This is a genomic window from Microbispora sp. NPDC046933 (assembly GCF_040644635.1).
In the GTDB taxonomy this organism is placed as follows: Bacteria; Actinomycetota; Actinomycetes; order Streptosporangiales; family Streptosporangiaceae; genus Microbispora.
In genome coordinates this window covers 154,615-176,155 of sequence record NZ_JBEYWW010000019.1, presented here as the reverse complement: position 1 = coordinate 176,155, position 21,541 = coordinate 154,615, and the positions used below count along the sequence as shown (strand labels likewise).

17 protein-coding genes are annotated in these 21,541 nt (G+C 71.8%); 3 read left to right on the top strand and 14 right to left on the bottom strand.

Annotated features, from left to right (window positions below; genetic code table 11):
- Positions 1–117: 117 nt before the first annotated feature.
- Positions 118–2,364, top strand: a complete 2,247-nt coding sequence (locus tag ABZ857_RS25165; RefSeq protein ID WP_357046774.1) for a glycoside hydrolase family 3 C-terminal domain-containing protein — start codon at positions 118–120, stop codon at positions 2,362–2,364.
- A 36-nt stretch (positions 2,365–2,400) separates the two neighbouring features.
- Here the strand turns inward: ABZ857_RS25165 and ABZ857_RS25160 are convergent, their stop codons facing one another.
- The 5 genes from ABZ857_RS25160 to ABZ857_RS25140 form a co-directional block, all read right to left on the bottom strand.
- Positions 2,401–3,366, bottom strand: coding sequence for an ABC transporter permease (locus ABZ857_RS25160; protein ID WP_357046772.1), 966 nt, complete (start codon positions 3,364–3,366; stop codon positions 2,401–2,403).
- Complete coding sequence (locus ABZ857_RS25155) at positions 3,363–4,313, bottom strand: ABC transporter permease (RefSeq protein WP_139575104.1); 951 nt, start codon at positions 4,311–4,313, stop codon at positions 3,363–3,365. Before ABZ857_RS25155 ends, ABZ857_RS25160 begins: the two co-directional genes overlap by 4 nt.
- Positions 4,306–5,835, bottom strand: coding sequence for a sugar ABC transporter ATP-binding protein (locus ABZ857_RS25150; RefSeq protein WP_357046770.1), 1,530 nt, complete (start codon positions 5,833–5,835; stop codon positions 4,306–4,308). The genes ABZ857_RS25155 and ABZ857_RS25150 overlap by 8 nt, the downstream gene beginning before the upstream one ends.
- Positions 5,836–5,954: 119 nt before the next feature.
- Positions 5,955–7,028 carry an ABC transporter substrate-binding protein gene (locus ABZ857_RS25145; RefSeq protein WP_357046768.1) on the bottom strand — a complete coding sequence of 358 codons (1,074 nt, stop codon included), beginning with the start codon at positions 7,026–7,028 and terminating at the stop codon, positions 5,955–5,957.
- Positions 7,029–7,145: 117 nt separating this feature from the next.
- Entirely contained in the window at positions 7,146–9,695 is a 2,550-nt protein-coding gene (locus ABZ857_RS25140) for a PA14 domain-containing protein (RefSeq protein WP_357046766.1), read from the bottom strand.
- Between the two features lie 352 nt (positions 9,696–10,047).
- Between ABZ857_RS25140 and ABZ857_RS25135 the strand changes: the two genes are divergently transcribed.
- Positions 10,048–10,848 carry a DeoR/GlpR family DNA-binding transcription regulator gene (locus ABZ857_RS25135; RefSeq protein ID WP_357046764.1) on the top strand — a complete coding sequence of 267 codons (801 nt, stop codon included), beginning with the start codon at positions 10,048–10,050 and terminating at the stop codon, positions 10,846–10,848.
- Between the two features lie 66 nt (positions 10,849–10,914).
- Positions 10,915–12,408, top strand: a complete 1,494-nt coding sequence (locus ABZ857_RS25130; RefSeq protein WP_357046762.1) for a sugar ABC transporter ATP-binding protein — start codon at positions 10,915–10,917, stop codon at positions 12,406–12,408.
- Between the two features lie 86 nt (positions 12,409–12,494).
- Here the strand turns inward: ABZ857_RS25130 and ABZ857_RS25125 are convergent, their stop codons facing one another.
- The 9 genes from ABZ857_RS25125 to ABZ857_RS25085 form a co-directional block, all read right to left on the bottom strand.
- Entirely contained in the window at positions 12,495–13,649 is a 1,155-nt protein-coding gene (locus ABZ857_RS25125) for a sulfotransferase (protein WP_357046760.1), read from the bottom strand.
- Positions 13,650–13,668: 19 nt separating this feature from the next.
- A complete protein-coding gene (locus ABZ857_RS25120; RefSeq protein WP_357046758.1) occupies positions 13,669–14,445 on the bottom strand; it encodes an SDR family oxidoreductase in 777 nt (258 codons plus the stop codon).
- Positions 14,445–15,683, bottom strand: coding sequence for a hypothetical protein (locus ABZ857_RS25115; RefSeq protein ID WP_357046756.1), 1,239 nt, complete (start codon positions 15,681–15,683; stop codon positions 14,445–14,447). Before ABZ857_RS25115 ends, ABZ857_RS25120 begins: the two co-directional genes overlap by 1 nt.
- A gap of 144 nt (positions 15,684–15,827) precedes the next feature.
- Complete coding sequence (locus ABZ857_RS25110) at positions 15,828–16,301, bottom strand: nuclear transport factor 2 family protein (RefSeq protein ID WP_357046754.1); 474 nt, start codon at positions 16,299–16,301, stop codon at positions 15,828–15,830.
- A 133-nt stretch (positions 16,302–16,434) separates the two neighbouring features.
- The gene (locus ABZ857_RS25105) at positions 16,435–17,310 is read right to left on the bottom strand and encodes a TIGR03619 family F420-dependent LLM class oxidoreductase (protein WP_357046752.1); all 876 of its coding nucleotides are present in this window, start codon (positions 17,308–17,310) and stop codon (positions 16,435–16,437) included.
- A 56-nt stretch (positions 17,311–17,366) separates the two neighbouring features.
- Complete coding sequence (locus ABZ857_RS25100) at positions 17,367–17,642, bottom strand: DUF6343 family protein (RefSeq protein ID WP_357046750.1); 276 nt, start codon at positions 17,640–17,642, stop codon at positions 17,367–17,369.
- 78 nt (positions 17,643–17,720) lie between these two features.
- The gene (locus ABZ857_RS25095) at positions 17,721–18,566 is read right to left on the bottom strand and encodes an SAM-dependent methyltransferase (RefSeq protein ID WP_357046748.1); all 846 of its coding nucleotides are present in this window, start codon (positions 18,564–18,566) and stop codon (positions 17,721–17,723) included.
- A 396-nt stretch (positions 18,567–18,962) separates the two neighbouring features.
- Positions 18,963–20,210, bottom strand: a complete 1,248-nt coding sequence (locus ABZ857_RS25090; RefSeq protein ID WP_357046746.1) for an ROK family transcriptional regulator — start codon at positions 20,208–20,210, stop codon at positions 18,963–18,965.
- A 124-nt stretch (positions 20,211–20,334) separates the two neighbouring features.
- Positions 20,335–21,417 carry a hypothetical protein gene (locus ABZ857_RS25085; protein ID WP_357046744.1) on the bottom strand — a complete coding sequence of 361 codons (1,083 nt, stop codon included), beginning with the start codon at positions 21,415–21,417 and terminating at the stop codon, positions 20,335–20,337.
- Positions 21,418–21,541: the final 124 nt, after the last annotated feature.

Genomic DNA, 21,541 nt, shown 5'->3' with positions numbered 1-21,541 from the left:
TCCCGCCGCCGTGCGCGGCGACCCCCGTGTCCGGTGGCCGGGGGGAAGATTGCCTGCCGCTGCTCCCTTCCGGGGCAGGAAACGATGCGAACCCTCCCCGTGAAAGGAGCCTCCCTGATGGCCCGGACCGAGCTCGACGCGCTCGCCCTGAACGCGCTCACGCTGGAGCAGAAGGCCTCGCTGCTGTCGGGCCGGGACTTCTGGACGACCAAGCCGCTGGAGGAGGCCGGGATTCCCTCCATCACGCTGTGCGACGGGCCGCACGGCGTCCGCCGTGAGGCCGGCGGATCCGACCACCTCGGCCTGAACGAGAGCATCCCCGCCACCTGCTTCCCGACCGCGGCCGCGGTCGGGTCGAGCTGGGACCCCGAGGTGGCCGCCCGGATCGGCGCCGCGGTCGGCCGGGAGGGCCGGGCCCTCGGCGTGGCGGTCGTGCTCGGCCCCGGCGTGAACATCAAGCGCTCGCCGCTGTGCGGGCGCAACTTCGAGTACTACTCGGAAGACCCCCTGCTTTCCGGCGTACTGGCGGCGGCGCACGTCACCGCGCTGCAGGCCGAGGGACCCGGCGCGTCGGTCAAGCACTTCGCCGTCAACAACCAGGAGACCGAGCGCATGCGGGTCAGCGCCGACGTGGACGAGCGCACGCTGCGCGAGATCTACTTCCCCGCGTTCGAGCGGGTGGTCACCCAGGCCCGGCCCGCCACCGTGATGTGCTCCTACAACCGCGTCAACGGTGTCCACGCCTCCCAGAACCGGTGGCTGCTCACCGACGTCCTGCGGCGCGAGTGGGGCTTCACCGGCGTCGTCGTCTCCGACTGGGGCGCGGTCCAGGACCGCGTCGCCGCACTGGCCGCCGGACTGGACCTGGAGATGCCGGGGACCGGCGGCGCGAGCGACCGGCGCGTCGTGGAGGCCGTCCGCGCGGGCGACCTCGACGAGGCCGTGGTGAACGCGAGCGTGCGCAGGGTCGCCGCCCTCACCGCACGCCACAGCGGCGTGTCCGGCGCCTTCGACGCCGACGCCCACCACGCGCTCGCCCGCGAGCTCGCCGCCGAATGCGCCGTGCTGCTCAAGAACGAGGACGGCACGCTCCCCCTCCCGGCGAGCGCCCGCATCGCCGTGATCGGCGAGTTCGCGGCCAGGCCCCGGTTCCAGGGCGGTGGCAGCTCCCACGTCAACGCCACCCGGGTCGACGCGGCGCTCGACGCGATCCGCGCCCTCGCCCCGGACGTCTCCTACGCCCAGGGGTTCTCGCTGGACGGGTCGGGCGACGCGCGGGAGCTTCGCGAGGCGGCGGCCGAGGCCGCGGCGTCCGCCGACGTCGCGGTCGTCTTCGCCGGCCTGGGCGAGCGGGAGGAGTCGGAGGGGTTCGACCGGGAGACGATCGACCTGCCCGCGGTCCAGGTCGAGCTGATCCGCGCCGTCGCCGCCGCGGCCCGCCGTACGGTGGTCGTCCTGTCCAACGGCGGCGTCGTCTCGATGGAGGGCTGGCACGACGACGTGGACGCCGTGCTGGAAGGCTGGCTGCTCGGCCAGGCGGGCGGCTCCGCCGTCGCCGACCTCCTCTTCGGCGTCGTGAACCCCTCCGGGCGCCTCGCCGAGAGCATCCCGGTGCGGCTGCAGGACACGCCGAGCTACCTCAACTTCCCCGGCGAGGCCGGGCACGTGCGCTACGGCGAGGGCGTCATGGTCGGCTACCGCTACTACGAGACGGTCGAGCTGCCGGTGCGCTACCCGTTCGGCCACGGCCTGAGCTACACGTCGTTCGCGATCGGCGGCCTCACGGTCGTCCGTACGGGCGACGACACGGCGACCGTCACCGTGACGGTGACCAACACCGGTGAGCGGACGGGCAAGCACGTCGTGCAGGTCTACGTGGCCACCGCCGCGGGTCCCGTACGGCGGCCCGCCCGGGAGCTGCGGGCCTTCACGAAGGTCTCCCTCGCCCCCGGCGAGTCGCGCACGGTCACCCTCCCTCTCGACCGTCGGGCGTTCGCGTACTACGACGTCCCCCTCGGCCGGTGGGTCGTCGCGCCGGGCGACTACACGATCCAGATCGGCGAGAACGCCGCGTCCGTGGTGGCCGAGACGACGATCAGCCTCGACGGCGACTCCGTCATCCCCGTGGTCTCGCTCGACTCGACGCTCGGCGAGTGGCTCTCGCATCCGCTCGCCGGGCCCGCTCTCCTGCGGGTCCTCACCGGCGGGAAGAGCGAGCGGCCCGAGGAGGACGACGAGAACGGGCTGCGGATGGCCTCGTCGATGCCGATGGGACGGTTCCTGACCTTCGCCGGCATCGACATCCCCCACGCGACCCTGCGGGAACTGGTGGAGCTGGGCGGGTCGGACGGCGCGGCCGCCTGAGCCGCCGGACGTCGGCGTGGGACGGGAGGCGGCCGCTCAGCCGAGCCGTTGGGCTCTGCCGAGCAGCCGCTGGGCCACCACGACCAGGGCGAGGAACAGGCCGCTGACCACCTGCTGGAAGGCCGACGTCAGGTTGCCCACCTGGTTGATCAGGCTCTGGATCACCCCGAGCAGCAGCACGCCGGCGATGGTGCCGGTGATGCCGCCCGCTCCCCCGGTCAGCAGCGTGCCGCCGATCACCACCGCGGCGATCACGTCGAGTTCCAGGCCGATGCCGAGGATCGTGACGCCGGAGGAGAGCCGGGCCGCGTTCAGCACCCCGGCGAGGCCCGCGAGCAGGCCCGACATCAGGTAGACGTAGACCTTCGTCCGCGCCACCGGCACGCCCATCAGCGCCGCCCCCTGCTCGTTGCCGCCGACCGCGTAGACGTTCTGGCCGAAGGCCGTCCGCTGGAGCAGGACCATGGCGGCCACCGCCAGGAGCGCCGTGATGAAGACCGGCCAGGTCAGGCCGAACACCCCGCCCTGCCCGAGCCGCGCGAACGCGGCGTCCTTCACGAGGTAGGTCGTGGCGCCCTCGTTGGAGATCGCCAGCATCAGCCCGCGCACGCCGAGCAGCCCGGCCAGGGTGACGATGAACGGCGCCATCCCCGTCCTGGCGATGAGCAGCCCCTGGAGCAGCCCCACCAGCCCGCACGCGGCGAGCGGCAGCGCCAGCGCGACGAACAGCCCGTACTGCGAGCCGTACGCCGCGAGGACCCCGCCGAACACGAACAGCGACCCCACCGACAGGTCGATGCCGCCACTGATGATCACGAAGGTCATGCCGATCGCGATGATCGCGGTGAACGAGGAGGAGACGAGGACGCTGGCGGCGTTGCCCGCGGTGGCGAAGGAGTCGAAGGCGACGCTGCCGACGATCACCAGCGCCGCCAGCACCATCAGCGCGCCGTGCTGCTGGAGGACGCGGCTCACCTGCTCGCGTCCGGGCGATGCGGTCATCGGGTTCCTCGCTCCCTGGTGGCGTAAACGGCGGCCAGGATGATGACCGCCTGCACGATCTGCGTCCACGACTGCGGCAGGTTGTGCTTGATGAGGGTGGCCGACAGCAGCTGCATGAGCAGCGCGCCCATGACCGTGCTGAGCACCCGGATGCGCCCGCCGCTCAGCGGCGTGCCGCCCACCACCACCGCCGTGATGGCCGACAGCTCGATGAACAGGCCGAGCGAGGTCGGATCGCTCGCCTGCAGCCGCGCGGTCGCGAGCACCCCGGCCAGCGCGGCCAGCACCCCGGAGATCACGTAGACCAGCAGCAGCACCCGGCGGACGGGCAGCCCGGACAGCTCGCTGGCCGCGCGGTTGCCGCCGATCGCGACCACCTGCCTGCCGAACGTCGTCCTGCGGACCAGGAACGCCATCAGCAGCGTCAGCACGGCCGCGATGACCACGATCACCGGCACGCCGGACAGCGAGCTGCTGCCGAGCGCGATCAGGTCGGGGTTGCGGAACTCGACGAGCTGCGGCACGAGCACGTTGGCCAGGCCCCGGACGCCGACCAGCAGCGCGAGCGTGGCCACGATCGGCTGCACGCCGACGTAGGCGACCAGCGCGCCGCCCGCCGTCCCGGCCACCGCCCCGCCGACGAGGGCCACCAGCAGCGCGGGCCAGGCGCCGTACCCGAGGTAGAGCGCGACGAGCGCGGCGGCCAGCGACATGACCGAGCCGACCGACAGGTCGATGCCCTGCGTGCCGATGACCAGCGCCATGCCGAGCGACACGATCACGATCGGGGCGACCTGCACGAGCTGCGTGCGGAAGTTGGCCACGTCGAGGAAGTGGGGGGTGAACAGCACGTTGAACAGCAGCAGGACGCCGACCGCGGCGTAGACGCCGTACTCCTGGGCCCAGGCGAGCACCCGCCGCCCGGGCGGTGCGACCGCTTCAGCCATCGGACTCCGCTCCTCGTTCGGCGATGGACGCCATGATCTTGTCCTCCGTGACGTCGTCGCCGGACAGCTCGCCGACGACGGCGCCCTCGCGCAGCACCAGGATCCGGTCGGCGCCCTCCACCAGCTCCTCCAGGTCAGACGAGATCAGTAACACGCCCAGGCCCTCCTCGGCCAGCTCGTCCACGAGGGCCTGCACCTCGGCCTTGGCGCCCACGTCGATGCCGCGGGTGGGCTCGTCCAGCAGCAGGATCTTCGGCCGGATGGCGAGCCACCGGGCGAGCAGGACCTTCTGCTGGTTGCCGCCGGACAGCTCCTGCACCGGCTGGTGCGGCGAGGCCGCCTTGATCCTGAGCCGGCGCATGAAGACCTCGACGACCTTGTCGATCCTGGCGTCGGAGACGACTCCGGCCCGCGACAGCGACGGCAGGGCGGCGAGCGCGATGTTCTCCCTGACCGACAGCGCCGGGATGATGCCCTCGGCCTTGCGGTCCTCCGGCAGCAGGCTGACCCCGGCCCTGATCGCCGCCGTGGTCGAGCCGGTGCGCAGGGGCAGGCCGGCGACGAGCACCCGGCCCGCGTCCAGCCGGAGCGCGCCGACGATGCCCTTGGCCGTCTCGCTGCGGCCCGCTCCCAGCAGCCCGCCGAGGCCGACGACCTCCCCGGGCCACACCGAGACGTCCACCCCGCGCAGCACCTGCCGCCGGGTCAGTCCCTCGGCCCGTACGGCGGGCTCGGCACCGTCCCGCCCCCGGGCCCCACGGCGGTCGCGGGAGAACCTGGTCAGCCCGCCGGTCCTGACCTCGTCGAGGTCGCGGCCCAGCATCAGGGCGATGAGCTTCAGCCGTTCGAGCTCGGCCAGCGGGCCCGTGTGCGCGACCCGGCCGTCACGCAGCACGGTCACCCGGTCGCACACCTCGTACAGCTCGTCGAGGCGATGGCTCACGTAGACGACGGCGATGCCGTCGTCCCTGAGCTTCCTGATCACCGAGAACAGCGTCTCGACCTCGCGCGGCTCCAGGGACGAGGTGGGCTCGTCCATGATGACCACGCGGGCGTCGATCGCCACGGCCCTGGCCAGGGCGACCATCTGCTGGACGCCCATTCCGAGGGTGCGCAGCGGGCGGCGCACGTCGGTGACGACGCCGTATCCGGCGAGGATCCGCTCCGCCTCGCCGTACATCCTGGCGGTGTCGATGACGCCCAGGCGGCCGCGCGGCTCGCGCCCCAGCATCAGGTTGCGGGCCACGCTCATCATCGGGACGAGGTTGACCTCCTGGTAGATGGTCGAGATCCCGGCGCGCTGCGCGTCGAGCGGCGTCCCGAAGGCCACCGGCGAACCGTTGTAGATCAGCTCACCGCCGTCCGGGCGGTGGACCCCGGTGAAGACCTTGATCAGCGTGGACTTGCCCGCGCCGTTCTCGCCCACGAGGGCGTGCACCTCGCCGGGGAGGAGGGCGAGGGACACGCCGTCGAGGGCCACCACGCCGGGAAAGCGCTTGCTGATCTGCCTGGCCTCGAGCACCGGTGCAGCGGACTGGCTCAATGAGTTCCCTTCCTCGCGCGGGCCTCCGCGCGCGCGTCCGCGCGGAGGCCCGGGACGCACGCGTGCTTCCGCGGGCGTCCGTGACGGGCTTCGGCGGGTCAGTAGGCCTCGCCGAGGGACGCCTCGGCGTTGGAGCCGTCGTATTCGCGGTCGGAGATGATGACCTTGTCCGGGATCGACTGGCCGTCCAGGAACTTCTGCGCCGTCTCGAAGGCGAGCGGCCCGAACCTGGGGTTGGACTCGACGACCGCGTGCAGCCAGCCGTCGGCGATGGCCTGGACGGCGCTGCGGGTGCCGTCGACCGAGACGATCTTTATGGCGCCCGGATCCTTGCCCGCGCCCTTCAGGGCGGTCACCGCGCCCAGCGCCATCTCGTCGTTCTCGGCGTAGATGCCGTTGATGTCGGGGTTGGACTGGATGAGCTGCTCGGTGACCTGCTGGCCCTTCTCCCGGGCGAACTCGCCGGTCTGCTCGAAGGAGATCTGGATGTCGGGCGCCTTCTCCTTGATCCGGTCCTTGAACCCGTTGGTGCGCTCGGTGGTGACGTTGTTGCCCGGCGCGCCGAGCAGGATCGCCACCTTGCCCTTGCCGCCGAGCGCCGTGATCATCTGGTCCGCGGCTCGCTTGCCCTGCTCGTAGAAGTCCGAGCCGATGAACGTCAGGTAGTCGCTGCACGGCTTGGCGTTGATCTTGCGGTCGACCGTGATGATCGGGATCTTCTTGGCGGCGGCCTGCTGGAGCACCGGCTCCCAGCCGTCGGAGTTCAGCGGCGCGATGACGAGCAGCTTCACGCCCTGGGCGATGAGCTGCTGCACGTCGGTGATCTGCTTGGAGAACTGCGACTGCGCGTTGGTGACCTTGAGGTCGGCGATGCCGAGCTTGGCCGCCTCGTCCTTGATGGACTTGGTCTCCGCGATGCGGAACGGGTTGGCCTCCTTCTCCGACTGGGAGAAGCCGACCGTGGCGGTCTTCAGGTCGAACTTCGTGCCGCCGAACTGGTCCAGCGTGCAGGTCGGGCCGGCCGAGCCCGCCGGGGTCTGCACCACCTGCTGCTGGGCCGACGCCGCGGCGCTGGGGCCCGCCGCGGCCGGGGTCTCCTCCGTCTTGGCGCAGCCGGCCGCGCCGATCAGCACGGCGAGGGCGAGCACCGCCGTACGGGGGTATGGCTTCATGATGATCCTTCCGATGGGGGGGTGACACGGCGCGTCCGGCAGGCCGGAGGACGACACGCCGTGGGCGGTTCCGGGGCGGCCCGGACGTGTCGTCCGGGCCGCCGAAGGCCGTGCGGGTCAGGCGCAGGCGGGGAGGATCTCCGCGGTGAGGGCCGTGTTGGCGTCGTGGACGCGCTTGACGTCCGGCTTGGTCACGGCCCTGTCGTAGGTCATCAGGCCGTTGATCTCGGTCTCCACGTCGGTCGTCTGGGTGTAGACGGCCGCGCTCAGGCCGTTGCAGGCGTGCAGCTTGCGCAGGGCGTCGTCCATCTCCAGGAAGCGCTTGGTCAGCGCCTCGGAGTCGGGCTCGACCGCGTAGCCCCAGCCGCCGCCGGTCCAGGTGTGGCCGACCACCGGCAGGGCGAGCCCGCCGTACTCGCCGAGCACCGACGCCCGGAAGAAGCCGGGCTTACCGGGGCTGCCGGGTCCGGGGTAGATGTGGTAGTCCATCACGTCGCCGTTGCCGCCGTCCTGGGCGCCGCAGCAGTTGATGCCGCTCATGTTGTCCACGAGCCGGGAGGGGTCCAGGCTCTCCACGTAGTCGGCGATCCTGGAGATGTCGTACTGGCCCCAGCTCTCGTTGAACGGCACCCACATCACGATCGACGGGCTGCTGCGGTGCTCGTCCACGATCTCCTTCAGCTCGCTTTCGAACTGCGCCTTGTCGGCCGCGCTCGCCGCGCCGAACATCGACGGCATGTCCTGCCAGACGAGCAGGCCGAGCTTGTCGGCGTACGCGTACCAGCGGTCGGACTCGACCTTCATGTGCTTGCGCACCATGTTGAAGCCGAGCGCCTTGGTCTGCTCCAGGTCGTACCGCAGCGCCTCGTCGGTCGGCGCGGTGTAGATGCCGTCCGGCCAGTAGCCCTGGTCGAGCGGGCCGAACTGGAAGACCGGCTTGCCGTTGAGCAGGACCCGGGTCGTGCCGTTCACCCGGCCGACGGAGATGGAGCGCATGCCGAAGTAGCTCTCCACCTTGTCGCCGCCCTTGAGCTCGACCGTGAGGTCGTACAGGTACGGGTCGTCGGGCGTCCAGAGGTGGGGGTTGGGGATCGGCACGGCCAGCTCGGTGCCGGCCGGGCCGGAGACCTTGCCGATGACGCGCTTGCCGGCGCGGGCGGTGACGACGGCGGTGGCGTCGCCGCTCGCCCGGACGTTCACGCGCAGGGACTGGCCGAGCACCTCGGGGATCGTGTCCACGGCCTCGATGTACGTCTTGTCGACGGGCTCCATCCAGACCGTCTGCCAGATGCCGGAGGCCGGGGTGTACCAGATGCCGCCCGGGTTGAGCCGCTGCTTGCCGATGGGCTGGCGACCCTTGTCGGTCGGGTCGGTCACGCCGACGACCAGCTCCTGCGGGCCCTTGCGGGTGAGCGCGTCGGTCACGTCCACGGTGATCCTGTCGTAGCCGCCCTTGTGGGTGCCGACCTGCTTGCCGTTGACGTAGACGACCGACTCGTGGTCCACGGCGTCGAGGTGGAGCAGGACGCGGTCCTTCCTCCACGGGGCCGGCACCTCGAACGTGCGCCGATACCACATGCGGTCCTCGTGGCGGCCGATGCCGGACAGGCTCGACTCCACCGGGTACGGCACGACGATCCGCTCACCGAGGTCGCGGCCGAAGGGCGGCGCCTCGCCCTCCTTCGCGGCGGCGAACTGCCAGGTGCCGTTGAGGTTCTGCCAGCGGTCGCGGACGAGCTGCGGGCGGGGATACTCGGGCAGCGGGTTGTTCGCGTCCACGTCGCCGGACCAGCGGGTCTTCAGCACGTACGTGGAGCCGTTGGACACCGGGACCCAGGTGAACGCCTCGATCGCGGTGCCGTCCGCCCTGGCGAGGCCGCCCTTGCCGTCGTAGGAGGCCCGGATGTCGGCGGCGAGACGGGGGATGGGGAAGCCGAGCTTCAGCTTGACCTTCGTGGTCCCGTCGAGGGCGGCCGACGCGACCTGCCACTTCGTGCCGGCCACCGTCAGGCCGAAGTGCTCGGCGGCGGTCGCGGGAAGCGCCGCGAGCGCGGTGTCGCCGAAGTCGAGGGTGGCGGTGTCGCCCGCCGCGTCGACGGCGGCGCTGTCCGGCCCCGGCGGGTCGAAGCCCTCGGGCAGGTAGAACGCATCCGCCGGCACGGCCTGCTTGGGCTGGCTGGCGCTCTGCCAGCGCAGGTGGAGGTTGGCGCCGCCGAAGTGCTCGAAATACTCGACCTTGATGTCATACTTCTGGCCGGCCTGCAGGGTGATCGGGGTGCCGATCTGCTCCTTGTCCCAGTCGTCCACCCAGTGGTCGATGACGAGCGTGTTGTTCACCCAGAGCCGGAAGCCGTTGTCCCCGATGATCGAGAAGGTGTACGCCTCGGAGTACGCGGGCTGGATGCGGCCCGTCCACCGCACGGTGACGTCGTCCTCCCGCCCGGTCAGCGAGGTGAAGACCGGGTTGAGGTCGGGCAGTTCGAGATCCGGGTCGATCACGGTGGCCTTGAGCTGGGCGAAGTCGAACTTCCCTGCTGCCGAGGACAGGTAGTAATCGCCGCGCAGGCCGTGCCGCTCGGCGCCGGCGGCGGTCGCGGGGACCTGCCCCGCGACCTGCCAGACGGCGCCGAGAACGACGGCCAGGAGTAAGAGGATGGGCTTTCTCACAGGGATCCTTTCCTGCGGGCAGGGTCGGGCGGACGCGCCGTACGGCGTGGCCGCGTCCGGCCGGCGCGACGGGGGGTGCTCCGCACGAAGGCGGCTCGGCACGCCGATGACCTGCCATGACGTGGGGGGAGGGTCGAGATCGGGAGCCGCGGACGCCGGGCACGCGGGGAACGCACCCTTCGAACGGGACCGATCAGATTCGGACAGGATCGAGTCGGTTATGGCCCTCAAATAAGCACCGGGAGCGGCATCCGGTCAAGAGATTGGATCAGATTCGTTCATTTCCGGTCAGTCGTGCGGCGCTTTCACTGGTCGACTATGATCGGAACCGGTCACAGCGGAGGGTGGGGGCGTGGTCGACACGGACAGCGACGGGCGCCGGCCCGTGTTCGCGGCCGAGCGCCGCCAGCGCATTCTGGAGTTGGTGCGGGCCAACGGCGCCGTCTCGCTGCGCGAGCTCGCCCAGGCGGTGCAGTCGTCGGAGGTCACCGTACGCCGCGACCTGCGCGCGCTGGAGTCGGAGGGCCTGCTCAACCGGCACCACGGCGGCGCCACCCTCCCCGGCGACCTGAACAGGGAGGCCAGCTACGTCCAGAAGGTGACCCTCTCCTCCACGGAGAAGTCCGCCATCGCTGATCTGGCCGCGTCGCTGGTCGAGGACGGGGACGCGATCGTCATCGGCCCCGGGACCACCACCCAGGAGTTCGCCCGCAGGCTGAGCAGGCACACCGAACTCGCCGTGGTCACCAACTCGCTGCTCGTCGCCCAGGCGCTCGCCAACTCCCCGCGCATCGAGGTGATGCTGACGGGCGGCACGCTGCGCGGGCCCATCCTCGCCCTCGTCGGCAGCGCGGCCGAGCGGTCCCTCGCCGGGCTGCGCGTGCGCCGGGCCTTCATCTCCGGCAACGGGCTCACCGCCGACCGCGGCCTGTCGACCCCGAACATGCAGGTCGCCTGCGTCGACCAGGCCCTGGCCGCCGCCGCGGAGGAGGTCGTCGTGCTGGCCGACCACACCAAGATCGGTATGGACGCGATGGTGCAGACCGTGTCCGCCGAGCAGATCGACCACCTGGTCACCGACGACGCCGCCCCGCGCGACGTGCTCGACGAGCTGGGCGGCAAGGGCGTCCGCCTGCACGTTGCCCAGATTTGATCGAATGTGACGGCCTCGTTACGGGTTTGTTTCCTGCCGGGATCACCATTCGAGGCGGAGGCAACCGTGCTGCAGGCCGCAGGTATTTGCAAGAGCTTTCAAGGCGCGCCCGCGCTCGACCACGTCACCCTGGCCCTGCGGGCCGGGGAGGTCCACGCGCTCGTCGGCGGCAACGGCGCCGGCAAGTCGACCCTGGTCAAGGTGCTCTCGGGGGTGTGCAGGCCGGACGCCGGCCGGTTGCGCTACCTCGGGGAGGAGGTCGCCCTCTCCTCCCCCGCCGAGGCGGCCCGGCTCGGGATCGCCACGATCCACCAGGACGCCGGCCTCGTCCCCACGATGAGCATCGCCGCCAACCTGTTCCTCGGCCGGGAGCCGCGCGGGCGCTTCGGCCTGATCGACTTCGCGGCCATGCACGCGCGGGCCGCCGAGCTGCTGTCCTCCTACGGCCTGCGCGCCGACCCGCGCCGGCCGCTCGGCTCGCTCGGCGACGGCGCGCGTCAGCTCGTCGCCCTGGCCAGGGCCGCGTCCGCGGACGCGCGGCTGGTCGTCATGGACGAGCCCGCCTCCGCGCTGGAGCGCGACGAGCTGGACGTCCTGTTCGGCGCGATCTCCCGGCTCCGCGACGAGGGCCGGGCGGTGCTGTACGTCACCCACCGGCTCGACGAGCTCTACGAGATCTGCGATCGGGTGACCGTGCTGCGCGAGGGCCGGGTGGTGCACACGGGACCGCTCGCCGGCCTCGACCGCCGCAGGCTGGTCTCGCTCCTGCTCGGACGGCCCTTCCACGCCGGCGGGATGGACGCCGCCACCGGCGAGCCCGCCGGCCCGCCCGCCGACGAACCTCTGCTCGAAGCCCGGGGGCTGACCCGCCGCCACGTGCTCCGCGACGTCTCCCTCGCCCTGCGTACGGGAGAGGTGGTCGGCCTCGGCGGGCTGCGGGGCGCGGGGCGCAGCGAGACCGCGAAGGCGATCGCGGGCGCGCTGCGCGTGGACGCCGGCCAGGTGACGATCGCGGGCGCGCCCGCGGGCAAGTGGTCGATCAGGAACGCGATCCGCGCCGGCGTCGGGCTCGTGCCGGAGAACCGCCGCGTGGAGGGCATCGTGCCCACCCTGTCGGTCCGCGACAACATCGCGCTGGCCGCGCTGCCCCGCCTGTCCCGCGCGGGGATCGTCTCCGACGCGCACCTGGACCGGATCGTCGCCACGTTCATGCGGCGGCTGGGCATCCAGGCCGTCTCACCCCGGCAGGCGGCCGGGGAGCTGTCCGGCGGCAACCAGCAGAAGGTGCTGCTGGCCCGCTGGCTGGCGATGCACCCGAAGGTGCTGCTGCTCGACGAGCCCAGCCGGGGCGTCGACATCGCGACCAAGCTGGCCATGCGGGCGCTCCTCGACGACCTGGCGGTGGACGGGCTGGCGATCCTGCTGATCTCCTCCGACGTGTCGGAGCTGGTGGAGAACTGCGACAGCGTGGTGGTGCTGCGTGACGGCGCGGTCGTCGGCGAGCTGGCCGGGCCCGAGGTCAGCGAGGACCGCATCATGGGAGCCCTCGCCGCGAGCTGACCCGACGCCGGGGGATCAACGCTCCGGGACGCCGAGGCTGGAGTATCGCCTGAACGTCACGGAGAAGGCGCCGCGGCCGGGCAAGGTCACCTGGACGACCTGACGCCGGCGAAGCGCGCCTCGACCTCCTCGGGGGTCAGCCCGAAGCCGGACAGCTCGTAGCGATGCGCCGGCCGGGCCTCCCCGGAGCGGCTCTCCTCGTGCAGGCGCGCCATGGCCGTACGGGCGGCGTCGCCGAGGGGCAGCCCGAAGTGGGCGTAGACGGCCTCGACCGTGCCCAGCGGGTCGCGGACGAACTCGTCGTAGCGCACGTCGAAGAACCGCGCGGGGTCGTGCCGGGCGCGAGCGGCGCGGAAGCGGTCGAGGCCCCGGCTCCACAGGTCGAGCTGGTCCCGCCCGATCACCGCGCCGGTGAACGCCTCCGACCACCCGGCGGTCGCCTGCGCGGCGAGGCTGCACATCGACGCCATGGCGGTGACCGGGTCGCGGTGGGTCTGGACGACCAGCGCGCCGGGGTGGACCTCCATGATCGCGTCCAGCGCGAACAGGTGGCTGGGGTTCTTCAGCACCCACCGCCGGCCGGGGTCGCCCAGCCCGACGAGCTGGAGGATCCGCCGGTGCCGCCGGTAGGCGGGCGTCCAGTCCCGCGCCGCCAGCCACGCCGAGTACGCCGGCAGGTGGGCCAGGCACTCGAAGGAGACCGACCGCATCGACTGCTGGAGCAGCCGCCAGCACTCCTCGACCATGTCCGCCGACATGTAGTGCACGCCCATGAACTCGGGATGGCGCACGTGGTGCCGCGCGTACGCGGCCTGGGCGGCCCGATACTCCGGGTCGTCCGCCCAGGTCTCGCGCGGCGGCCTCGGCCGGGGCGACTCGGTCAGCCACAGCTCCAGCCCCTGGTGGGCGGGGTCGGCGGTCAGCAGCCGGTGCAGGGCGGTGGTGCCGGTGCGCGGCAGGCCGGTGACGAAGATCGGCCGTTCGACGGGCACGGCCGCGTGCTCGGGGTGCCGCCGCCACGCCGCCTCGCACCGCAGCCGGGCGGTCAGCGCGCCGCGCAGCATCGCGCGGGCCGCCCGCGCGCCCTGCGGGGTGAGCGCCGCGTCCCGGGCGTACGACTCGAGCAGCACGCCGAGGCCGTCGAGGTAGGGGTCGTCCCCGAAGTCGGTCAGGCCGGTGGCGTCGCTCGCCCAGGCGTGCAGGTCCTCGATCGTGCCGACGCCGTCGCGTCCCGTGCTCATCCGGTCGCCTCCGCGCTCGTCAGTGGTGCCATTCGCCGCAGTTGACGTCGAGACACTGGCCGGTGACCGCCCGCGCGAGCGGGGACAGCAGGAACACCGCGGCGTCGGCGATCTCCTCGGGCTCGGGCAGCCTGCGCAGGTCGAGCCCGGCGGCGGTCTCGTCGTACACCTGCCGGGCGGGGACGCCGCGCCGCCGGGCCAGGGTCTCGAAGTACCACTTCAGGTTGTCCGCCCAGATGTAGCCGGGGGCGACGCTGTTGACCCGCACGCCGCGCGGCCCGAGCTCGGTCGCCAGGCTCTGGGCGAGGGCGAGCAGGCTCGCCTTGGCCATCTTGTACACGCCGAAGGTGCGCCGCGAGTGCCGCAGCACCGCCGAGTTGACCATCACGACCGCGCCCGCGTGCTCGGCGAGCGCCGGCGCGAAGAGCTGGGTCAGCCGCAACGCGGCGAGCACGTTGGTCTCGAAGGCGGCGCGCACCGCGCCGAGGTCCACGTCGACGAGGTCCGTCATCGGCGGCATCGCGAAGGCGTTGTTGACCAGCCCGTCGACCCGGCCGCAGCTCTCCAGTGCCGTGGCGGCCAGCCGCCGCCGCGACGCCTCGTCGGTGACGTCGGCCGGCACCGGCACCGCGCGGCGGCCGAGCCGCGCGACCTCCTCCGCCACCGCGGCCAGCCGCTCCTCGCTCCGGGCGGCCAGCACCACGTCCGCCCCGGCCACCGCGCACCGCAGCGCCAGGGCGCGTCCCAGCCCCGGCCCGACCCCGGAGACCACGACGACCCGGTCCTTCAGCGGCATCAGCCCAGCATCCTTCGGGCGACGGCGGTCTGCCGGGCGGCGATCCTGGCCGCCCACTCCCCCGGGCTCATCCGCTGCCGGTCGTGGTAGGGCAGCCTTGCCGGCAGGTCCTCGAACCGCATCACCTCCACCTCCGGACCGTCCTCGGGCCCGAGGGGGCGGGTCAGCCGCTGCCAGCGGATCTGCAGGTAGCCGCGGCGGTGCCCGGTGCGCTCGATCCAGTTGGCCAGCCCGGGATCGCGCTCGCCGATCACGTAGCGGATCTTCCCGTCGGGGTCGGGGCGCGCCTGGTCGGCGGTGAGGCTGGTCTGGTGGTTGATGTAGTCCAGCGAGACGTACCACATGCTGCCGAGCTGGAACCCCTGGTACGGCGCGACGTCGCGGCCCGCCGCGGGCACGGTGACGACCATGACCTGGTCGTCGTCGAGGTCGTAGTGGCCGACGGACGAATACTGCGTCGCGAGGCCGCCCGGCGTGGGCCGCGGCTCGGTCATCGTGTTGACCGGCAGCGTGAGGTAGTGCCGCTCCGGGAACGCCAGGAACGTCCGCAGCCGCCCCAGCAGCATCCTCGCGGCCACCTCGTAGCGCCTGGAGATCCTGTCCACGTCCGGCGGCGGGGGCGCCGACCCCAGCGTGGCGGCGCGGTGGATGCGGATCTCGCCGGGCCGCTCGGCGTCCCAGTCGGAGAAGACCTCCCGCACGATCAGCATCGCCGCGCCCGGCCCCAGCGTGAAGCGGTTCGGGCCCGCCTTTCCCCCGGCCGCGCTCTCGTCCGGGCTCTCGGCCAGGCTCTCGGCCGTGCTCTCGGCCGTGCTCTCGGCCGGGCCGAAGCGCAGCTCGTACGACCCGTCCGGGGCGATCTCGATGTCGCGGTCGTCGAACGCGGTGAGGCTGTCGGGCGACCGCGCGGGCGAGTAGTCGCCGTTGAGCACCTGGAAGCTCAGGTCGGCCGTGGTGCCGCGGCGGCCCGTGACCACGTATTCGGCGTCGTCCCGGATATAGGCGTGGAAGTAGAGCGTGTCGGGGTTGTCCAGGCCGAGCTTGGCGTACGGGCCGGTGGAGGCGGCGAAGAAGGGGAAGTCGCGGTCGTAGGCCCACGTCATGTGCAACGCCGCCTTGATGCCGCCCGCCAGGTAGTCGAGGCCCTCGGCCAGGTCCCGCTCGGACCGCACGTGCGGCGCGGAGCGGATGATCTCCTCGGCCTCGGCGATCGCCCGGGCGAACGGTTCCGTGGCCATCGGACTCCCTTGGATCAGCGGTGCGAATACGGACCGAACCGGTGGTCTTCTCCACCGCGAGATTAGAACTCGTTCTAGATGTGGTCAATGGCGGTGGCGCGGCACGGTTTCCCGGCCGGCGACGCGGCCCGGCTCCGGGAAAGGTCAGGACGCGGCCCAGAGGTTCGCGGTGAACCGCAGACTGGGCAGTTCGTCGAGGGACAGCGTGTACTCGTACGTCCGGCGGTAGCCGGTGCCGCTGATCCGCCAGCGCCCGTCGGAGCAGCGCCGGTAGGTGTCCTCGTAGTAGGCGGATCCGCGGATCATCAGGCGGTGGCGTGGGATGAGCACGGTGTCGTCGAGGCACCAGGTGCCCCTCGCGTCGTCGCCGTCGATCTCGATCTCAGGGTGACCGGCGAGGTGCGTCGTGATCACCTCCGGCCCGAGGCTGGCGCGCATGTAGCCGACGATGGCCTCGCGGCCGTCGAACCGCAGCGGGTCGCCCGCGACCGGATTGTCGTAGGCCGCCACGGCGTCGCCGGTGAGCGTGTCGGCGAAGTCGTCCCAGCGCTTGAGGTCCAGGCAGCGCAGGTAGCGGTACTTGGTCTGGCCGATCTCCTCCAGCGCGATCAGATTCATGCGCCCCAGCATGCGCGAGCCCGGAACGGCTTGCAAGAACGCGTTCTACCTCAGTGTGGCCGGACACCCGCTCATGATGACGGCAGCGGGGTGATCCGGCCTCGCGCCGGAGGTCCGCTCGGTCGCGGAACCGCTAGCCGGCCTTGGCGATCACCACCTCGGCGAAGCGCTCCAGGTGCTCGATCTTCCGGCTCAGCGGCTCGGTGTCGGGCCCCTTCGCGTACGGCCTGCGGAAGCCGACGATCACGTCGGTGACGCCCTTGTCGGCCAGCCGCTTCACCCCGTCCGCGCTGTAGGCGTCAGGGGAGATCACGTGGATCTCGAAGGGCCGGTCGGCGGTGCCCTCCTCGGCGCGCAGCGCGGCGAGTCTGGCGAGCAGCGCGTCCAGTTCTGCGGGGTCTCCCCCGCCGTGCATCCAGCCGTCCCCGAGCCTGGCGGCGCGGCGCAGCGCCCCCTCGCTGTGCCCGCCGACCAGGATCGGGACCGGCTCTGCCGGGACCGGGGACATCTTGACCGGCGGCAGGTCGTAGAACTCTCCGTGGTACTCGAAGTAGCCGCCGCGTGTCAGGCCGCGGACGATCTCGATGGCCTCGTCCATGCGCCTGCCCCGCCGTGCCCACGGCACGCCCGTCACGGCGTAGTCCTCCGGCCAGGGGCTCAGCCCGACGCCGAGGCCGAGGCGGCCGCCGGTGAGCCAGGCGACGGAGGCGGCCTGCTTGGCCACCAGCACCGGCGGACGCACCGTGAGCTTGAGGACGAACGGCGTGAACCGGATCGCCGAGGTCACCGCCCCCATCGCCGCGATGAGGACGAACGTCTCGATGAAGCTCTTGTCCTCCAGGAACTCCCGATCTCCGTCCGCCGTGTACGGATACCTCGCGTCCGACTCCCTGGGGTAGACCAGCGAGTCGGCCACGCTCATGCTCGCGTACCCCGCGGCCTCCGCGGCCCGGGCGAGCGGCAGATAGTACGACGGGTCGGTCATGGCCTCGGCGTAGGTGAAACGCATACCCCGGAGCGTACGAGAACGCGTTCTATTTTTGAATGCCCCCGTATGGCCTTTCCTCACCGCCCGGCGCGGCGGCGGACCACCACGACGAAGTCGGCCGCGGCGACGATCGCGAGCACGGTCGCGACGACCGCCGGCACGAACAGCCCCGCCGCGTACGCCGTGATCGCGATGAAGCCGCAGACGACCAGCCCGAAGGCGGCCAGCGCCATCCGCAGCCCGAGGGCGCTGCGCGGCGGTTCCGTCGTCGGGGAGAACACCGACCAGAACCGGTCACGCAGCGACGGAGCGCCCGGCGGGGAGCCGGTCCGCCCGGAGTGCCGCTTCTCCATCCGATTCCCACCCCCGTCGGTCCCCCTACCCGCCGGGACGGGCGTGCCACCCCGGCGGCGTCGGGCGAGTGGAGTGTCCTAGGGCTTGCGAGCCATTCCAGCCCAGTAGTAGGCGGGACCCTGGCCGAACAACGGCTCGTCATCGGGGCGCCAGTCCATGACCGGGACCACGCCCGGCTCGACCAGGTCCCATCCCTGGAAGAACCGTTCGACGTCGGCGCGGACACGCGGGATCACGGTCATGTTGCCCTGCCTGGCGGCCTCCTTGATCGCCTCCATCGCCTCGGGGTCGAAATCGAGGCCGGGATGGGTGATCGTGACGTAGCTGCCGGAGGGAAGGGCGTCCATGAGGGTGCGCGCCTTGCCCCACGGATCTTCGTCGTCGTCCAGCAGCATCAGGATGGCGACGAGCATCAGCGCTACGGGACGGGTCAGATCCAGGGTGCCGGTCAGGGCGGGGTCGGCGAGGATCGTCTCGGGCTCGCGCAGGTCGGCGTGAATGTAGTCGGTCACGCCGGGGCCGCCGCTGACCAGTAGCGCCCGTGCGTGCGCCAGGACGATCGGGTCGTTGTCGACGTAGACGACGCAGGCCTCGGGTGTGATCGAGTGGGCGACCTCATGGACGTTGCCCTCGGTGGGGATGCCGGTGCCGATGTCGAGGAACTGGTCGATCCCCTCGCTCGCGAGGTAGCGGACCGCGCGGCCGAGGAACTTGCGGTTCTCCCTGGCCATGGTGCGGATGCTCGGTATCGCCTGCATGAAGGCCTCGCCCAGGGCCCGGTCCGGTGCGAAGTTGTCCTTGCCTCCGAGCCACCAGTCATACATCCGGGCCGAATGGGGGATGGTGGGATCGATACCCAGGCTCGTCCACCGGTTGAGGTTTTCGTCATCACTCGAAAGCTTGAACGGTGAGTTGTCCGTCATCAGGTCCACCAACGATAGAAAGCGGTAGATAATGCTCGTAGCCTAGCAACGTCGGCGCTCGATTCCGGACTCCGGACGGATCACGCTTACGGCGTGACCTGGGAGGATGTTTTCGGTCATCTTTCCCGATAATCCGAAACAGACAGATGGTCCAGCAGACCATCAGCAGGGCACTTTGTGCGACTTTTATTCGTTTGTCCGAATGTCTGCGGATAATCGCGAGGGTCGCGTTTGGTTGTGCGGAGCGCCATCCCCGTGCTGCTCGCACCTGCTCTGGATACGAGCGGCCGGAAGGCCTCACTCCTCACTCATGACCAGGATCAGGCCCCTAGGCCGATGCCGAGTGAGGGCAGGTCACCGCCGGGGGCCGATGGTCCTTCGGGAGGGCGCGGCGCTTCAGAGCGCCAGCGCACGCCTCCGGGGCGCCGCCCGGTGCGCCGTACGACGCCGCATCTCCGCGAGCACCTCCAGAGGGCTGGCCAGAAGCCGGGAGAAGGCCAGCTCCGCGGCGCCGACCAGCGTGACGTCGTCTCCGAGCGCCGACACCCGCAGCCGCACCTGCTCGCGTGAGATCACCATGGCGTTCGCCTCCACCCTGCGGCGGACCTGCGCCGCCGAGCCCGGGTACACGTCCCGGAGCATTCCCCCGAAGATCACCATGCCCGGGTTGAAGAGGTTGATCAGGTTCGCCACGCCGATGCCCAGCCAGTCGCCGATCCGGCGCAGCGCCTCCACGGCCGCCGCGTCCCCGCCTTCGGCGGCCTCCACCACGGCGCGTACACCCTCGCGGCCGCTCAGCTCGCCCGAACGGCCCGCGGCGTCGATCAGGGCGTGCTCGCCGACCTCGGCCTCCAGACAGCCGCGCGAGCCGCACATGCAGGGCCGCCCGTCGTACGGGTTCACCATCATGTGCCCCAGCTCGCACCCGTAGCCGCCGTCACCGTCCAGCAGCTTGCCGCCGACGATGATCCCGCCGCCCACCCCGACGTCGCCGTGCAGATAGATCAGGTTGTCCAGGCCGCGGCCCACGCCGCGGTCGCGCTCGGCCAGCGCGCCCAGGTGGGCCTCGTTGCCGACGAGCACCGGCAGCCCGAGCCGGGCGCCGAGCTCGACGCCGAACGCCTGGTCCACCCACCCCATGTAGGGCCCGTACCGCACCGTGCCGTCGGCGGGCCGGATCATCCCGCAGTAGGCCGCGCCGACCCCGACGCACACCGAGCCCGCCCGGGCGCCGCGCCGCAGCTCGCGGCCGAAGCCCGCGAGCACGCCGACGACGTCCTCCAGGTCCGCGCCCGCGCGGGGCCTGACCGCCTCCCGGCGGTCGAGGATCTCACCACCCAGTCCCACGCGAGCCGCGACCAGGCGGTCGACGCGGACGTCGAAGGCCAGCACGTGCGCCCGGTCGCGCTCCGGGCGGACCACCAGCGACGGCCGGCCCGCCCTGCCGGTGTCTCCGGGCAACTCCTCGCTGACCAGGCCCGCCGCGGACAGCTCGGCGGTCAGCGCCATGATGGTGCTGCGGTTCAGGCCCATGCGATCGGCCAGCTCCGAACGGGAGAGCGCGCCGGCCAGGTGCACGTGCCGCAGCAGATCGCCGAGGTTGCGCCGGCGCATCTCCTCTTGGGACCGACCGGCTTTCGACATGGTGCGCAAATCCTGACGACTCGAAGGAATTCCTCGTTGGCGGGCCGTGGACGGGAGGACAGGCCGTGAAGCCCATCCTTGTCTTGAGATTACCAACTGAGGCGTCCACGGCGGAGTTCCGCGTTCACGGGTGGGCCCGCTCGCCGTGATCCCCCGACACCGGCAGGCGAAGCAACGAGCGCTTGAGTTCGGCCCAGCGCCGCACCTCCTCCGCCAGGGCGGCGGACGCGAGGTGTGGCACGACGGGCTGGACGAGGTGGATCTGGTTGCGCAGGCGGCGGGACAACCGCACGTCATCGGGGGTCAGGGGCCGCTCCGCGCACAGCCGCACGGCGTCGGCGAAGGTGGTCGTCGCCGCCAGCCACCGCTCCACGGCGTCGTCCATCGCCGGCAGCCCGTCGGTGATGCCCAGGTCGCGGGCCCTCGCGAGCGCCGTGATCAGGGTGACCGCCGCCTCGTCCGGGGCGTCGATCCCCCGCTCCGCCGCGTGCCGGTCGAGATCCATCCCGAGCCGCCGCCACCGTACGTTCTGCGCGAGGGTTCCCCCGGTGCGGCGTGCGACCGTGTCGCGGAGACAGGCCCACCAGTCGGCGCGCTCGCGTTCCCCGCCGGGTTCGCGCCTGTCCAGCCAGGCGGCCAGTTCCCGCTCCGGCAACGTCACCAGGTGATCGACGTAGCTCCTGAACGCCTGCTCACGTCCCTCGAAGGACCGCCACGAATACCGGCGTCCCGGCCCGAGCATCTTGAGCACGGTGCCCGATGGTTCATCCCACTCCTCCGGGTCGGTCACCGCGGTGATCCCCATCCCCGATGTGGGCTGCCAGTAATCGACGCAGCCCTCGTTGTACGTGGGGCGCTCTTCCAGCGTGAACCCGCGTGCCTCCACGGCAGCGCGCAGCTCATCGAAGTGGAGCCGGGAGCGGAAACCGCCGTAGCGGCCCAGCAGGGCGGCCGGGATGTCGTCGTCGGTGAGGTCCGGGAGCCAGTGTGCCTGCGCGCCGAAGTAGACGACCCTCCAGTCGTCCTCGGGCCGATCCCGCAACCAGCCGAACTCGACCAGGCCGAAGTCGGAGATCATCCCCGACGGGGCCTCGAACGTGCGGTCGCGCCCGAGCACCTCCTCGACCTCGTCCCTGCGACTGGTGTGGTCGAGGCCGAGCACGGTGCCCGTGATCACTAGATCGGCGAAGAAGTCGAGATCGCTCACCGGTGCATTGTCCGGCAGACCGGCGCACGGTATGCCGCCCATGATCACATGGCAGCGTCCGGGGCCATCGTCGCGGACTGAGGAGGGAGCCGGCCCGGTGCTCCGGCCTGCCGGACCGAGCCGT